The organism is Curtobacterium sp. CFBP9011 (assembly GCF_034045095.1).
GTDB lineage: Bacteria > Actinomycetota > Actinomycetes > Actinomycetales > Microbacteriaceae > Curtobacterium.
Genome location: NZ_JAXCWN010000002.1, coordinates 444,513 through 459,338 on the forward strand (window position 1 = coordinate 444,513; position 14,826 = coordinate 459,338).

The window sequence follows — 14,826 nt, forward strand, 5'->3', positions numbered from 1 at the left end:
GGCCTCCCGTCCGTCTGCGGGCCGGCCGCCGCCGGCCCACCGACCCGCCGCGAGGTCGCACGAAGTGCCGCCTGGTGGGCTGCCCGGCAGCCGGTCCTGCGACCTCGGCGATGCGCGCACGGCACGTCGTGCGACCCCGGGAGGCCCGCGCCGGCCCCGACGGACCGGCGCACCGCCGTCAGTTGGTGGCGAGCAGGTCCTCGACGTCCGCCAGGACCCGGTCCGGGGTGATCTCGTCGACGAAGGACGGGTCGTGCTCGCAGCGTTCCGCGGTCCAGCCCACCTGGGTGACGTCGACCCCGCACACTGGGCAGCGCGTGACGAAGCTCATGAGGACGCGGTGCCGTCCGCGGTCCAGGGGGCCGGCGTTGATGACGTTGCCGAACCAGAACACGCCGACGGTGGGCGTGCCGACGGCGACGGCGAGGTGCCGCGGGCCGGAGTCGTCGCCGACCATCACGTGGGCGGCACCGAGCACGGCGGGCAACTCCACCAGCGGCAGGGTGCCGGTGAGGTCGTGCAGCCGTCGGGCGGCATCGGGGCCGACGGCCTCGGCGACGGACGCCCGGATCGCGGTCGCGGCCGGCCGGTCCGAGTCGTCCCCGACCAGCACGACGTCGTCGCCCGCCTCGAGCCTGGCGACCGCGACGGCGGCGAACCGGTCCGGGCTCCAGCGGCGGCGGGGGTCGGTGGCGCCGGGGTGCATCGCGACGAGACGCCCGGTGACGCCGAGGCGCTGTCGGACCGCCGCCCGCTCGTCGTCGGTGACCGTGAGGCGGGGGTCGAGTGTGACCGGTTCCGCGCCGGCGAGCCCGACGACCTCGAGCGCCCGGAGCACCTCGTGCTGGTAGTAGACGTAGCGGACCCAGCGCTCGGTGGGGACGGCGTCCTCGGTGGCGGTGCCGACCGAGTGCGCCGCGCCGAGCCGGAGCAGGAACGGGTTCGAGTTCCGACCGCCCCCGTGCAGCTGCACCGCCAGGTCGAACCGGCCGTGCAGGCGGGCGAAGAAGTCGTCCAGGTCGGGGGCGCCCTCGCCACCGTCGCGGACCCCGGGCGACAAGGGGAGCTCCTCGACGGCGTGCACGGCGTCGGTGCGGCCGGCCAGCAGCACGCGGGCCATCGGCGTCCCGAGCAGGGTGATCCGGGCCTCCGGGTACGCGGCCGCCAGGGCCTCGATCGCCGGCATCGCGAACATCAGGTCTCCGAGTCCCCCACCCCGGAGGACCGCGATCTCACGGACCCCCTCGAACCGTTCGCCGCCACGTCCGATCTGCACCACGCCTGTCGTCCTCCTCGGTGTCCGACGTGCCCCGGGAGTCCGTCGCACGTCCCTTCGTTCCTACCGACGGGCAGCCGTGCGGGTGCCGATCGACCGGTGCTGCTGCGCCCCGTGGACACCACGACGGACCCCGTGGGCGTGCACAGCAGCAGCAGTGCAGCGTGGGGAGCCCCGGTGCACGCGACCGGACCACGACGAGAAGGACGCACATGACGCTCGATGCCCCCACCACCACCGCTCCGTCGTCGGACGACTCGTCCGCGGACACGATCACGGTGCTCGACCCCGTGACCGGTGAGGTGGCCTCGGAGACCCGTCGCAGCACGGCGGACGAGGTGCGTGACGCCGTCGCGCGGGCCCGGGCAGCGGCGACCGGGTGGGCGCGGACGGCTCCCGGCGAGCGTGGGGCGCTCCTCCGCGCCGCGGCCGAGCGGCTGCGGGACCACGCCGACGAGCTCGCGGCGATGAACACCCGCGAGACCGGCAAGGTGCCGGGCGACGCCCTCGGCGGGGTCGAGGCGGGCATCAACACGCTCATCCAGTACGCCGAGCTCGGCCCCCTGCACCGCGGTGAGGCGCTGCGCGGCAACCACGGCGCCGCCGACTTCGCGGTCCCGCACCCCCGGGGCGTCGTCCTCGCGCTGACCCCGTGGAACGACCCGGTGGCCGTGGCGTGCGGGATCCTCGGCGCGGCGATCGCGGCCGGCAACACCGTCGTCCACAAGGGCAGCGAGCGGAGCCCGGGCACGATCGCCCTGCTGAACCGCCTGCTCGCCGCCGAACTGCCCGAGGGCGTGCTCGTCGGGGTCGACGGCGACGCCACGACGGGCGAACAGCTCCTGGCCGAGGACGGCATCGCGGTCTACGCGCACGTCGGCTCGACCGCGACGGGTGACCGTCTCGCCGAGGCCGCACTCCGCACCCGCGCGCACGTCATCCGCGAGAACGGCGGCAACGACGCAGCCGTCGTGGACGCCGACGTCGACCCCGTCTGGGCCGCCGAACAGGTCGCCCTCGGCGCGTTCGCGAACACCGGGCAGATCTGCACGAGCGTCGAGCGCGTCTACGTGCACCGCGACGCCGCCGAGGAGTTCACCGCGGCCCTCGTGCGCGCCGCCGAGCGGAAGACCGCGGCCGCCGCAGCGGAGTTCGGTCCCCTGGTGGACGAGCGGCTCCGTGCGACGGTGCAGCAGCACGTCGACCAGGCCGTCACCGCGGGCGCCCAGGTGCTGACCGGCGGCACCGTGCCCGCGGGCGCCGGCACCTTCTACCCCGCCACCGTGCTCACCGGCTGCACCGACGACATGCTCGTCCTCACCGAGGAGACCTTCGGTCCGGTCGCCCCGATCCGCATCGTCGAGGACATGGCCGAGGGCCTGCGTCTCGCCGCGGAGGACCGCTACGGCCTGGCCGCGACCGTCCTGACCGGCGACACCGCGACGGCACTGCAGGCCGCCGCCGAGCTGCCGGTCGGCACCGTGAAGATCAACGCCGTGTTCGGCGGCGCGCCCGGCGGCAGCGCGGAGCCGCGCGGCGCGTCGGGCTCCGGCTTCGGCTACGGCCCGCACCTGCTCGACGAGATGACGACGACCACCGTCGTGCACCTCGAGGCCGCCCCGCGCCGCGCCACGGCCACCGCCGCGGGCAGCAGCGCCGTCGACCCAGCCACCGCCGGCAGCCACGGCACCGACACCGCGACCGCCGAGGACGTCCGATGACCGCCGACGTCCGGATGGTCCGCCGGGTCGCGGACTCCGTAGCCGCGGCCGAGCCGGTCGTCGTCGTGGTCGGCGACGTGATCCTCGACCGCTGGACGGTCGGCGCGGCCGAACGGGTCTCCCGTGAAGCCCCCGCGCCCGTCGTCCGGGTCACCGAGACGATCGCCGTCCCGGGAGGCGCGGCCAACACCGCCGTGAACGCCCGGGCCCTGGGTGCCCACGTCCGGATGGTCGCGCTGATCGGTGACGACGAGACCGGCCGGGTGCTCCGTGACCGCCTGGAGGCCGCCGGGGTCGACACCCGCTGGCTCGTGGCCGTGCCGGGAGCGACGACGACGAGCAAGGACCGGATCGTGGGCGGGGACCGCGTGGTCGTCCGGGTCGACGACCTGGCCGGCCCGCCGAGTGCCGCGGACACCGCGCTGCTCGCCGAGGCGACCGCCGCTGCCGTGCAGGCCCACGCGCCCTCGCAGGGCCACGCGCCGAGCACGGCCGGGTCCTCGGCCCCGACGGACGTGCGGGCCGACGCCGTCGTGGTCTGCGACTACGACCTCGGGGTCGACGCGACCGCGATCGTGCCGGTGCTCGAACAGGACCGCCCCACCACCGTCGTCGTCGATGCGCACGACCTCACCCGCTGGAGCGCCCTGCACCCCGACCTCGTCACCCCGAACGCGGGCGAGGCCGCCGCACTGCTCGGCTGCGACCTCGGACAGGGCGCCGAGCGTGCCGGCACCGTGGTGGCCGCCCGCGACGAGGTCCTCGCGGTCACCGGCGCCCGGAACGCCGTCGTCACGCTCGACCGGAACGGCACCGTCCTGCTGGAGGACGGCGCGGTCCCGGCCACCGACGTGCACCGCACCCGTGCCACCCCGGCGTCCGAGCAGCAGGCCTCCGGCGCCGGCGACACGTTCTGTGCCGCCGCCTCGGTCGCCCTCGCCGTGGGCACTCCGGTGCGCGACGCCGTCTCGTTCGCGCAGGCCGCCGCCGACGTCGTCGTGCGTGAGGCCGGGACCTCCGTGTGCACCGCCGACGCCCTCGTGGCGTCGGTGTCCGCCCCCGCCGAGACCGTCGTCGACCACGACCAGCTCGCCGACGCGGTGGACGAGGCCCGTCGTGCCGGTCGTCGCATCGTCTTCACGAACGGCTGCTTCGACGTCGTCCACCGCGGACACACGACGTACCTGCGGCAGGCCAGCGAGCTCGGCGACCTGCTCGTCGTCGCGCTGAACGACGACGACTCGGTCCGCCGTCTCAAGGGACCCGAGCGGCCGATCAACACCGCCGAGGACCGCGCCGGCGTGCTCGCCGCCCTGGCCTGCGTCGACCTGGTGACGGTGTTCGCGACCGACACCCCCATCCCGCTCATCGAGCGCATCCGCCCCGACGTCTACGTCAAGGGCGGGGACTACTCCCCCGAGATGCTGAGCGAGACCGAGGTGGTCCGCGCGCACGGCGGCGAGGTCGTGATGGTCGACTACGTGGCCGAGCACTCCACGAGCGCGGTGGTCCGTCGGATCCGCGAGACGGCCGCCGGCAACGGGACCGCTCCGGTTGCCCCGGCGGCCGACCCCGCTCCGGCCGGGCCAGGGGACGCATGACACGGGGCGCGCGGTGGTCCGGCGAGTGGGGTCGTCCGGCCGAGGTGACACCGACCGAGAGCGCCTCCGTCGACGTCGACGTCCTCGTCCCGACAGTGGGTCGGACCGCCGAGCTCGCCGCGACCCTCGCCGGGCTCGCCGCCCAGACCGACGTCGCCTTCCGCCTGGTCCTCAGCGACCAGTCCGAGACCGGTGACGTCGCCGAGCGTCCGGCGGTCGCCGCGATGGTGCGCGTCCTGGAGGCCCAGGGCCGCCCCGTCACGCTGCTCACCCACCCGGAACGGCGTGGCCTCGCCGAGCACCGGCAGTTCCTGCTCGACCACGCCCACGCCGACGCCGTGCTGTTCCTCGACGACGACGTGTGGCTGGAGCCCGGTTCCGTGCAGCGGATGCTCGACGCCCTGCGGTCGCTCGACACCGGCTTCGTCGGCAGCGCCGTCCAGGGTCTGTCCTACCTGCAGGACCGCCGTCCGCACGAGACCGAGCCGTTCACGCTCTGGGACGGCCCGGTCGTCCCCGAGGTGGTCCGTCGGGGCACCCCGGGCTTCGACCGCTGGTCGCTGCACAACGCCGCGAACCTCGTGCACGTCGCCGCCGAGCTCGACGTCGAACCGGGCGGCTGGTTGCCCTACCGGGTCGCCTGGGTCGGGGCCTGCGCGATGTACGACCGCGCCGCACTCGAGGCCGTCGGTGGCTTCCGCTTCTGGGAGTCGCTGCCGACCGGGCACGCCGGCGAGGACGTCGTCGCGCAGTGGCTCGTGATGGAGCGGTTCGGCGGCGTCGGCATCGTCCCCTCGGGAGCCGTGCACCTCGAGGCACCGACGACCGTGACCGACCGCTCGGTCGACGCTCCGGACGTCGTCTTCGCGCACGAGACGCACGAGACGCACGACGCGCACCAGCACGAGCACGAGCACGAGCACCGGTAGTACCGACCGCGACGGGTCATACCGCGGTAGGGGGTCGGACGCGACCCCAGCGGGATGGCAGGACGCCCGTCGCTCCGTAGCGTCGTACCCGTCGGCGAGGTCCGCCGACGGGAGGAGCGACACCCGTGTTCGACCAGATCACCCCCTTCGTCGTCGACCTGGCGTCATCGCCGCTCGTCTACCTCGTCCTGTTCGTCCTCTGCCTGGTCGACGGGTTCTTCCCGCCGGTGCCGAGCGAGACGGCCCTCGTCGCCGTCGCCGCGGTGGCCGCGACCTCCGGACAACCGGTCCTGGCCGTGGTGCTCGGCGCCGCTGCCCTCGGTGCGATCGCCGGCGACTCGATCGCCTACGCGATCGGCCGACGCGTCGGACTCAAGCGGCTCCGGAACGCCCGCCGGCCCCGGATCGCGGCGGCGTTCGCGTTCGCCGAGCGGCAGATGCAGCGCCGGTCCGCCAGCCTCATCCTGATCGGGCGGTACATCCCGGTCGGACGCGTCGCGGTGAACATGACCGCCGGTGCCACGGGGCTCCCCTACCGACGGTTCCTCGGCATCAGTGCGGTGGCGGGCGTCGCCTGGAGTGCCACCTCGATCGGCATCGCGCTCGCCACCTCGTCGTTCCTGCACGAGCCGCTCGTCGCGGCCGCGGTCTCGATGGTCGTCGCCGGCGGCCTCGGCCTGGTGGTGGACCGGGTGCTCGGTAGGCTCCAGCGCAGGCGGGACGCACGTGCCGCCGCCACCGGCACCGTCACGAGCCCCGACGCCGCCACGGTCACCGACCGGGAGGCACGCCCCACCCCCGCAACGGGCCGTCCGGTCCGCACCAGTCGGGCCGCGACGCCCCCGCGCACCGCCCCCTGCCCCCTCACCACCGGAGAGACCGCCCGACCGTGACCGACCGCACCAGCAGGAGCGCCGCGGACCAGAGCCCGGCCCGGACCCCGGCCCGGACAGTCCCCGGGACGCGGCTGCGGGCCTCCCGGTCGGTCGTCCTCACCCGCGGTTCCCTCGTCGTCGCCGCCGTCACCCTGCTGGCGGTCGGTGCGCCGGTCGCGGCCGTCGTGCACGGCGTCCCCGTCCCGCTGGCGCTCCTGGTGACCGCCGTGCTCAGCGCGACGCTCCTGGTCGCACCGGCTCGGCCGCGCTCGGCGACGGCCGTCCACCTGCTCGCCCTCGCCGGACTCGGCGTCCTGACCGCCCCCGGCCGGGTCGGACCGTGGCCGCTGCCCGTGACCGCGATGATCGGCCTGGCCGTGTTGCTCGTCGTCCTCGGGCTCCGGACCGGGTGGCGGACCACCGCCGTAGCCTGGGGTGCGTCGACCGTCCTGACCCTGGTGCTCGTCGCCGCGACCCCCGCCCGCTGGGCCGAACCGGAGGTCTGGGTGAGCACGCTCGTCGTCTCGTCCGGCAGCGGGCTGCTCATCGGGACCGCCGCGGTCCTGCTCGGGCAGCGCCGGAGCGTCGGCGCCGAGCTCGTGGCCGCGCGCCAGGACGCCGAGCAGCAGGCCGGTGCCCGCCGTGCGGTCGAGGAGCGTGCCCGCATCGCCCGGGAGCTGCACGACGTCGTCGCGCACAGCATGTCGGTCGTGCACATGCAGGCCGAGTCCGCGCCCTACCGGGTGGCGGACCTGCCCCCGGCGGCACGAGCGGAGTTCCGGACGATCGCCGAGACCTCCCGCACCGCGCTGCGGGAGATGCGGCAGCTGCTCGGCACCCTCCGCGGCGAGGAGGACGCCGAGCGTGCCCCCCAGCCCGGGCTGTCGGACCTGCCGGCGCTCGTCGCGTCGACGCGGGCGGCGGGGCTCACGGTCACGCTGGACGTCCTCGGCGCAGCGGACTCCGCAGTCGACGACACGGTCGGCCGGGTCACGCAGCTCACCGTGTACCGCATCGTGCAGGAGGCGCTCGGCAACGTCGTCCGTCACGCCCCCGGAGCCGACACCACGGTGGCCGTCCGGGTGTCGGACGCCGCCGTCGAGGTGACCGTGACGAACGCCGAGGCGCCCCTCGCTCCCCCACCGCCGGCCGACGACGGCGGGTACGGCCTCGCCGGCATGCGCTCCCGCGTCGCCGCGCTCGACGGCTCACTCGACACGGGACGCACCACCGACGGCGGCTTCCGCGTCGCCGCGACCCTGCCCCACCATCCGGACGGAGACCCCCGATGACCCGAGTGCTCGTCGTCGACGACCAGGCCGTGTTCCGCATGGGACTCGTCGCGATCCTCGGCTCGCAGCCCGACCTCGAGGTCGTCGCGGAGGCCGGCGACGGTGCCGAGGCCGTCGCGCTCGGCATCGACCTGGAACCCGACGTCGTGCTGATGGACGTCCGGATGCCGGTGCTCGACGGCATCGAGGCGACACGACGCCTCACCGCGGCGCCGGGTGCACGGCCGGTCCGTGTCCTCATGCTGACGACGTTCGACATCGACGACTACGTGTTCGACGCGCTGCGGGCCGGGGCCAGCGGCTTCCTGCTCAAGGACGCCGGGGCCGAGGACCTGATCGCCGCCGTGCGGACCATCGCCGCCGGGGACGCCCTGCTCGCGCCCCGGGTCACCCGCCACCTGGTCGAGGCGTTCATCGCCGCGCCCCGACCCGCCGCGCCGGCCGCGGACGTCCTCACCGTCCTCACCGACCGGGAGCGGGACGTCTTCATGCTCATGGCGCGGGGACGCTCCAACGGGGAGATCGGCCGCGAGCTGTTCATCGCCGAGCAGACCGTCAAGACCCACGTCGGCCGGGTGCTGGCGAAGCTGCAGCTGCGGGACCGTGTGCACGCCGTGGTGCTGGCGTACGAGTCCGGCCTGGTCACCCCGGCCGGCTGAGTCGGACGGCCGGTCACGGCAGTCGCGTCGATGCTGGCTGTCCTGGCTGTCCTGGCGGTCCTGGCGGTCCTGGCGGCGGTCACCACCGCTGCCGTGGCAGGATCGAGAGGGCGGCGGTCTCGGCGCCGGCGACGACAGGGACGAGGACACGATGGCCAGCTTCACCCGCGGGTTCGGCGGACGCCGCCGTGACGTCGACGACAGCAAGGTCCCGCCCGGGCAGACCCTGGTGCACGACTGGCCGGTGCTGTCCGCCGGTGCCACGCCGGAGATCGAGCCGTCCGAGTGGAGCTTCTCGATCCGCACCGAGTCCGGTCTGCACTCGTGGACCTGGGACGAGGTGCGGGCGCTCGGGCTCGAGGACATCACCGTCGACATCCACTGCGTCACGCACTGGACGAAGCTCGGCATGGGCTGGCGCGGTGTCCCGCTCGACAAGCTGTTCGCCGAGGTCGAGACCGCGCTCGACTTCTGCATGGTGCACAGCTTCGGCGGGTACACCACGAACGTCCCGCTCGACGAGCTGCTCGAGGGGCAGGCCTGGATCGCGTTCGAGGCGGACGGTGAGCCCCTGACCCCGGAGCACGGCGGCCCCGCACGACTGCTCGTCCCGCACCTGTACTTCTGGAAGAGCGCGAAGTGGGTGCGCGGCATCGTGATGCACGCCGAGGACGAGCCGGGGTTCTGGGAGAACGCGGGCTACAACATGCACGGCGACCCGTGGAAGGAAGAGCGGTACTGGTGAGCCTGCCCACTGCGCCGGTCCGGCCGCTCCGCCGTCCCGCGTGGCACGACGCCACGGTCGTGGCGGTCGCCCCCGAGACGCCGAACGCCGGCCGACTGGTCCTCGACGTGCCGACCTGGCCGGGCAACGACCCCGGGCAGCACCTGGACCTGCGTCTGACGGCCGAGGACGGCTACCAGGCCACCCGGTCGTACTCGATCGCCTCCGCCGGGGACGGCACCCGGATCACCCTCGCGGTGGACCGGGTCGAGGACGGCGAGGTCTCCCCGTTCCTGGTCGACGCCGTCGAGGTCGGTGACTCGCTCGAGGTGCACGGCCCGCTCGGCGGCTGGTTCGTCTGGCGCCCGGACGTGTCGGCGGAGCGCCCCAGGCCCGTGCAGCTGATCGCCGGTGGTTCGGGCGTCGTACCGCTGCTGCCGATGGTCACCGCGCACGCCGAGGCAGCCGACCCGTCGCCGTTCCGGATGCTCTACGCCGTCCGGACGCCCGAAGACGTCTTCTTCCGCGCTGAACTCGACGCGGCGCTCGCCCTGGCGGACCGCGCGCCGTTCACGCTCGAGGTCGTGTACAGCCGCCAGAGCCCGCCCGGGGCCGAGACGCCCGCCGGACGTCTCACGCGCGACCGGCTCGCCGCGTCGGTCCTGCCGCCCGAGGCCGGGGCCCTGGTCTACGTCTGCGGATCGACGCCGTTCGTGGAACAGGTGCTGCGCTGGCTCGGCGAGCTCGGGCACGACGTCACCGAGGTCCGGGCGGAGCGCTTCGGCGGCGCCTGAGCACCCGACATGACGAGAGCAGGCGGCCCCAAGTGGGACCGCCTGCTCATCGTGCCGTGGTTCAGTTGCGCGCCGGGAACTCCTGGACGAAGAACTTCTGCGCCTCCGACTTCCGGCCGGACGAGTCCTCGACCCACATCTTGTACTCGAGGTAGTCGTGGCCCGCGGGCAGGGTCACGTCGATGTCGGTGAACTTCCCGATGCCACCACCTGCCGTGTAGGTCGCTCGATCGGTGAAGGTCACACCGTCAGAGGACTGCTGGACGTGGAGCGTGCCGTCGGTCGGACGGGTGACCGTGGCCTCGCGGCGGGCGTGGTCGTACGCGGTGAAGAGCGACTCGACCGCGCCGGTCTCGAAGTCGTTCGTCCAACCAGCCTCGGTCCCGGTCACGCTGAGGACGTTCGGCATCCCCGGCTGCTTCGCGTCCTGCTCGGGCTGCGGCTGGGGCTCCGGCGCGGGGTTCGGGTCCGCCGGCACCGGCAGCGGGGTGAGGGTGGGACGCGGCCCCGGCGTCTCGGGCGGCGTGCCCGGCGCGACGGCGGACCAGAGCACGGACTCGACCGTGGCGAAGTTGTACGAGTTGACCTTCGTACCGAACCGCAGCTCGAAGCTCGGGGAATCGGACGCGACGGACGCCGAGAAGTGGCCGCCGGCACCGACCTTGCCTGCCTGGTAGCCGTGGCCGGCAGCGATCTGGACATCGCGGACGCGCTCGGTGATCACGCCTTCGACGGAGATCCGCCCCTGGTCGTACACGGCGGAGGTCAGGGTGACGATGCCGTGGGCGAACACGTGGCCGCCGGAGCCCAGCTCCGGCGTGGTCGCGGCGGCCGAGACGGACGAGGTCGGGGCGGTCGCTGCCATCGCCGGGAGCGAGCCGACGACGGGGGCGCCGAGCGCCAGCACGAGGCCGGCGGCGGCGGTGATGAGGGTGCACTTCTTCTGCATGGGGTGGTGTTGCTCCTGCGTTCGGGGCGGATGGGCCGAGCAGGACTGTGCCACTGCAATCTGACGGTATTTCGGATGCAATGTCCATCGGTGTCGACCGGACGACCGGGCTCCCTGTCAACACCGCGCTCGACTGATGCGGGGAGATTGCGGGAAACCGCATGTCGGACCGATGACCCCACCTCGGGGGGTGACCGCTCCGAAGACATGCCCGGGACCTGCGGCGGACCACCCATCCGCCCGTCCTCCGGAGGCGACGAGGCCTCTGCGCCGGCGTGGGCGCGGGGACCCGAACCCTGCGCCCAGCCGGCACCCGCGGCGTGACGACGTCCCCGGTCCGCGATCCCCCGGCAGGGCGCCCGTGAACGACGGAACCCCCGACCGATGGCCGGGGGTTCCTGGTGCCCTCTGGAGGGACTGTCCGAGCGGATGACGAGATTCGAACTCGCGACCCTCACCTTGGCAAGGTGATGCGCTACCACTGCGCCACATCCGCATGCTGGTCACCGGGGTGACCAACGTCGACAACTGTACCCGACGACGGGCGCGATGCGGGCCTCCCGACCGCGTGTCGGGCGCGCCGGACGGAAGTCCCGCTCGCATGACCGGGGGTCGGGTTAGGGTCGGAGGCGTGACGACGACGTTCCGACGCAGTTCCCCGTCCGCCCTCGGCATCGACGCGGCGGGCGTCGACCGGCTGGTCACCGCGCTCGAGGGCGCGCCCGGCGTGGAGCCGCACAGCATCATGGTCCTCCGGCACGGCGAGGTCGCCGCCGAGGGCTGGTGGGCCCCGTTCGCGGCCGACCGGGTGCACCTGCTCTACTCGCTGAGCAAGAGCTTCACCGCAGCGGCCGTCGGGATCGCCGTCCGTGCCGGGCTCGTCGACCTGGATGCCACGGTGATCAGCCACTTCCCGGAGCTCGACGCCGAGGTCACCGACGAGCGCACCCGCCGGATGCGCGTCCGCCACCTGCTGGCGATGGCGAGCGGGCACCGGGCCGAGACCATCGAGCGGGCCCGGCAGCTCGACCCGACGAACACCGTCCGGGGCTTCCTGCTGCTGCCGGTGGACGAGGAGCCGGGCACCGTCTTCGCCTACAACCAGCCGTGCACGTACACGCTCGGCGAGATCGTGCGGCGGGTCAGCGGGACCTCGCTGCTCGAGTACCTGCGGCCCCGGCTGTTCGCACCGCTCGGCATCGACGACTTCGCCTGGTGCCGGGACGACTCCGGCGCCGAACTCGGCTACAGCGGCGGCTACACGACGACCCACGCCGTCGCTGCCCTCGGCCAGCTCTACCTGCAGGGTGGCGTGTGGGACGGCGAGCGGCTGCTCGACGAGGACTGGGTCGCCGCGGCCACCAGCACCCGGGTCGCGAACCCGGACGAGGCGAACCCGGACTGGTCGGTCGGCTACGGGTTCCAGTTCTGGATGGCCCGGCACGGGTTCCGCGGCGACGGTGCGTACGGGCAGTTCTGCATCGTGCTGCCGGAGCAGGACGTGGTCGTCGCGATGACCGGGCAGAGCCTCGACATGCAGGCCGTCCTCGACGCGGTGTGGGCGAACCTGCTGCCGGCGATCGACCGGCCGGGGACCGCCGAGGGCGACGAGGACCTCCGCGCACGGCTCGCGGCCCTCGCGCTGCCGCCGGTGGTCGGCGGACCGCTCGGCGAGCTGCCGTCGGGCTCCGCCTCGGTCGGCGGGTCGCCGTCCGCGCGTCTCGGCGCCGGACTGGAGGCCCTGCACCTGTCCCAGGACAGCGACCGCGGGTGGGTGCTCACCCTCCGCGACGCCTGGGGCGAGGTCGTCGCACCGGTCGGCGAAGGCTCATGGGCGATCGACGGCGCGACCGCGACGAGCGGCGCCCGGGACGGCGACCAGGTGTCCGTCGACGTCCGGTTCGTGGAGACCCCGCACCTGCTGCACGTCCGGTGGGACCTGGCGTCGGGCGTGGCTTCGGCCGTCTGGGAGACCGAGCCGCTGCACGACGCCGCGTCGACCCTGCACCGGCCCGCCGACTGACATCGCCTGCCGGGGGCCGGCTCAGCGCGTGGCGCCGGTGACCACCGCGTGCGCGAACGACCACTGCGCGTCCCGCACGCCGGAGCACATGTACGCGCCGATGGACGGGTTGCACGGCTGGTCGCGGGTGGCTTCCCAGTAGGACAGCACCTCGATGCCGTTCGCCACCGACCACGCGGCGAGGTCCTGGGCGTCCGCGCGGGTGAAGACCTCGCCGGTGTCGTTGAGACCGACCATCGGCGTGAGGCCGATCATCGACAACCGTGCCGAGGCGCTGAGCCCGGCGTACGTGGGGATCGTCGCGAGCTGGCCGGCGGTCGCCACGGCGGCGGACTTCGCGGCGGCGCCCATCGGCCGGGTGCCCTGTCCGTAGTCCATCGCCATGAGGTTCACCGCGACCGGACGGACTCCGGCAGCGGCGAGGCCCCGGACGGCCGCGACCCCCTCGCCGTGGAGCCCCGTCGGCATCACCGGCAGCGTGAGGGAGACGTCGAGGTGACGACCCTTCGCGGCCTGTGCGGCGACGACCCGGGCGATGGCGGTCGCGCGACGCTGGTTCGCCGCCGTGTCGCCGAGCGCGGTGCCCTCGATGTCCAGGTCGATCCGGTCGACGCCGAACCGCTCGACGACCTGCTGGTAGGCCGCCTGCAGCTTCGCCGGGTCGGTGCACCGCAGCGCGAGTTCGCTGTTCACGGCACCGCCGAACGACACCACCACTTGGCCACCGCTCGCCTGGAACGCGGCGATGTTCGCGTGGAAGTCCTGCGGGCCGCCGATCCGGTACGCGTCGAAGCCCGCCCAGGCCGGGGTGCAGGCGTTGCCGCCGTTGTCCGAGACGACGAACGCCAGCGTGAAGGCCCGCATGCCGGTCTGCTTCGCGAAGGTCCGCAGGTCGGCGGTCGGCCAGAGCCCGAGGTCGACGTACGGGGCGATCAGGGTCCGACCAGCGCGCGGCTGGGTCAGTGGTGCCGGCACGGCGATCGGGGTCGGCGCCGGAGTGCTCGAGGCGGGCGGACCCGCGGGGACACCGGACACGGTGCAGGCGACGTCCGTGCCGGCCGGCAGGTCCAGCACGGTGCAGCCGGTCGGGACGACGGCGGCACCGCCGGTGGTCGTCGAGGTGAGCCCGAACGACGTCGCAGCTCCGGCTTCGAGCGTGGTGGCGGAGGACGGGGCGGAGGCGATGAAGCCGCCGGTGGTCGGGCTCGCGCTGGCATCCCAGATCGTGGCGACCCTGTCGGCGGTGGTGAAGCGGATGCGCCAGGGGGCGAGACGCAGAGCCGTCCGGTTCGTCACGCTGACCGAGGACTGGCTGCCGGTCGTCCAGGTGGCGGTGTGCAACCAGCCGACCGCGACGGTGCCGTCCCGCCCGGTCGACGGCTTCGGAGCCGGAGTCGGGGTCGGCTTCGGAGTCGCTTCCGGGGTGGCCGGCGGCTTGCCGGGTGTGGTCGCACCCCCGTTCACCGAGCACGGCGTCGCCGCACCGATGACCGTGCACGAGGTCGGTACGGTGCCCGCCTTCGGCACCTTCCGCGAGTCGATCCGGAACGAGGCCGTCGCTCCCGTCGCGATGTCCGGACGCGCCGTCACCCCGGCCAGGGTGAGCGACCCCTTCGCGCTCGACACCTTCCTGACGTCGCGGAACGTGCGGGCGTCCGACGCGTACGCGAACCGGATCGTCCAGCCGCGCCAGGTGGCGCCGGACCCGTTCGTGACGCCGACCGTGGAACGGAACCCGGTGGACGTCACCGCGCTGTTCTTCCACGTGACGGACACCTTCAGGGTCACCGCGGCCGAGGCCGGCGGAGCGGTGACCGTCGACCCGACCAGCGGGACCAGCGCGAGGAGCACGGCCGCCGGCAGGAACCGTCGGATCAGGGTCGGACGCCGCATGGGGCCACTCCTCGGTTCGGGAACCACCCGCCGCCCCCTCGGGCCGGGCCTCGTGTTCCGTCAGCACCTATCGGCGGTGCGGCGGGATCC

The 14,826-nt window shown here is 74.1% G+C and carries 12 protein-coding genes and 1 tRNA gene; 9 read left to right on the forward strand and 4 right to left on the reverse strand.

What is annotated here, in order from left to right:
* Window positions 1-178: 178 nt before the first annotated feature.
* Window positions 179-1,279 (reverse strand): glycosyltransferase family 9 protein, encoded by a 1,101-nt coding sequence (locus SOM35_RS06340; protein WP_320514760.1) that lies wholly within the window; start codon window positions 1,277-1,279, stop codon window positions 179-181.
* 209 nt (window positions 1,280-1,488) lie between these two features.
* Between SOM35_RS06340 and SOM35_RS06345 the strand changes: the two genes are divergently transcribed.
* The 8 genes from SOM35_RS06345 to SOM35_RS06380 all read left to right on the forward strand — a co-directional run bounded on the left by SOM35_RS06345 (window position 1,489) and on the right by SOM35_RS06380 (window position 9,871).
* Entirely contained in the window at window positions 1,489-2,997 is a 1,509-nt protein-coding gene (locus SOM35_RS06345) for an aldehyde dehydrogenase family protein (protein WP_320514761.1), read from the forward strand.
* The gene (rfaE2, locus tag SOM35_RS06350) at window positions 2,994-4,598 is read left to right on the forward strand and encodes a D-glycero-beta-D-manno-heptose 1-phosphate adenylyltransferase (RefSeq protein ID WP_320514762.1); all 1,605 of its coding nucleotides are present in this window, start codon (window positions 2,994-2,996) and stop codon (window positions 4,596-4,598) included. Before SOM35_RS06345 ends, rfaE2 begins: the two co-directional genes overlap by 4 nt.
* Window positions 4,595-5,527: a glycosyltransferase family 2 protein gene (locus SOM35_RS06355; protein WP_320514763.1), complete on the forward strand. Its 933-nt coding sequence runs from the start codon at window positions 4,595-4,597 to the stop codon at window positions 5,525-5,527. Before rfaE2 ends, SOM35_RS06355 begins: the two co-directional genes overlap by 4 nt.
* 125 nt (window positions 5,528-5,652) lie before the next feature.
* Window positions 5,653-6,420: a DedA family protein gene (locus tag SOM35_RS06360; RefSeq protein ID WP_320514764.1), complete on the forward strand. Its 768-nt coding sequence runs from the start codon at window positions 5,653-5,655 to the stop codon at window positions 6,418-6,420.
* Window positions 6,417-7,694 (forward strand): sensor histidine kinase, encoded by a 1,278-nt coding sequence (locus tag SOM35_RS06365; protein WP_320514765.1) that lies wholly within the window; start codon window positions 6,417-6,419, stop codon window positions 7,692-7,694. The genes SOM35_RS06360 and SOM35_RS06365 overlap by 4 nt, the downstream gene beginning before the upstream one ends.
* Window positions 7,691-8,353, forward strand: a complete 663-nt coding sequence (locus tag SOM35_RS06370) for a response regulator transcription factor (RefSeq protein WP_320514766.1) — start codon at window positions 7,691-7,693, stop codon at window positions 8,351-8,353. Before SOM35_RS06365 ends, SOM35_RS06370 begins: the two co-directional genes overlap by 4 nt.
* A gap of 151 nt (window positions 8,354-8,504) precedes the next feature.
* A complete protein-coding gene (locus SOM35_RS06375; RefSeq protein ID WP_320514767.1) occupies window positions 8,505-9,098 on the forward strand; it encodes a molybdopterin-dependent oxidoreductase in 594 nt (197 codons plus the stop codon).
* Window positions 9,095-9,871 (forward strand): FAD-binding oxidoreductase, encoded by a 777-nt coding sequence (locus tag SOM35_RS06380; RefSeq protein WP_320514768.1) that lies wholly within the window; start codon window positions 9,095-9,097, stop codon window positions 9,869-9,871. The genes SOM35_RS06375 and SOM35_RS06380 overlap by 4 nt, the downstream gene beginning before the upstream one ends.
* A gap of 61 nt (window positions 9,872-9,932) precedes the next feature.
* On the opposite strand, the gene SOM35_RS06385 is transcribed toward SOM35_RS06380, so the two are convergent.
* Together SOM35_RS06385 and SOM35_RS06390 are read right to left on the reverse strand one after the other, a co-directional pair.
* Window positions 9,933-10,820: a hypothetical protein gene (locus SOM35_RS06385; RefSeq protein ID WP_320514769.1), complete on the reverse strand. Its 888-nt coding sequence runs from the start codon at window positions 10,818-10,820 to the stop codon at window positions 9,933-9,935.
* Between the two features lie 424 nt (window positions 10,821-11,244).
* Window positions 11,245-11,316: transfer RNA gene (locus SOM35_RS06390), tRNA-Gly, on the reverse strand.
* A gap of 135 nt (window positions 11,317-11,451) precedes the next feature.
* On the opposite strand from SOM35_RS06390, the gene SOM35_RS06395 reads away from it, so the two are divergent.
* Window positions 11,452-12,843, forward strand: a complete 1,392-nt coding sequence (locus tag SOM35_RS06395; protein WP_320514770.1) for a serine hydrolase domain-containing protein — start codon at window positions 11,452-11,454, stop codon at window positions 12,841-12,843.
* A gap of 21 nt (window positions 12,844-12,864) precedes the next feature.
* Here the strand turns inward: SOM35_RS06395 and SOM35_RS06400 are convergent, their stop codons facing one another.
* Window positions 12,865-14,736 (reverse strand): cellulose binding domain-containing protein, encoded by a 1,872-nt coding sequence (locus tag SOM35_RS06400; protein WP_320514771.1) that lies wholly within the window; start codon window positions 14,734-14,736, stop codon window positions 12,865-12,867.
* Window positions 14,737-14,826 lie beyond the last annotated feature (90 nt).

Excerpts from the sequence above, each read along its gene's own strand:
- SOM35_RS06345 (WP_320514761.1), top strand. The coding sequence starts at position 1,489 with ATGACGCTCGATGCCCCCACCACCACCGCTCCGTCGTCGGACGACTCG.
- rfaE2 (WP_320514762.1), top strand. The coding sequence starts at position 2,994 with ATGACCGCCGACGTCCGGATGGTCCGCCGGGTCGCGGACTCCGTAGCC.
- SOM35_RS06355 (WP_320514763.1), top strand. The coding sequence starts at position 4,595 with ATGACACGGGGCGCGCGGTGGTCCGGCGAGTGGGGTCGTCCGGCCGAG.
- SOM35_RS06370 (WP_320514766.1), top strand. The coding sequence starts at position 7,691 with ATGACCCGAGTGCTCGTCGTCGACGACCAGGCCGTGTTCCGCATGGGA.
- SOM35_RS06375 (WP_320514767.1), top strand. The coding sequence starts at position 8,505 with ATGGCCAGCTTCACCCGCGGGTTCGGCGGACGCCGCCGTGACGTCGAC.
- SOM35_RS06385 (WP_320514769.1), bottom strand. The coding sequence starts at position 10,820 with ATGCAGAAGAAGTGCACCCTCATCACCGCCGCCGCCGGCCTCGTGCTG.
- SOM35_RS06400 (WP_320514771.1), bottom strand. The coding sequence starts at position 14,736 with ATGCGGCGTCCGACCCTGATCCGACGGTTCCTGCCGGCGGCCGTGCTC.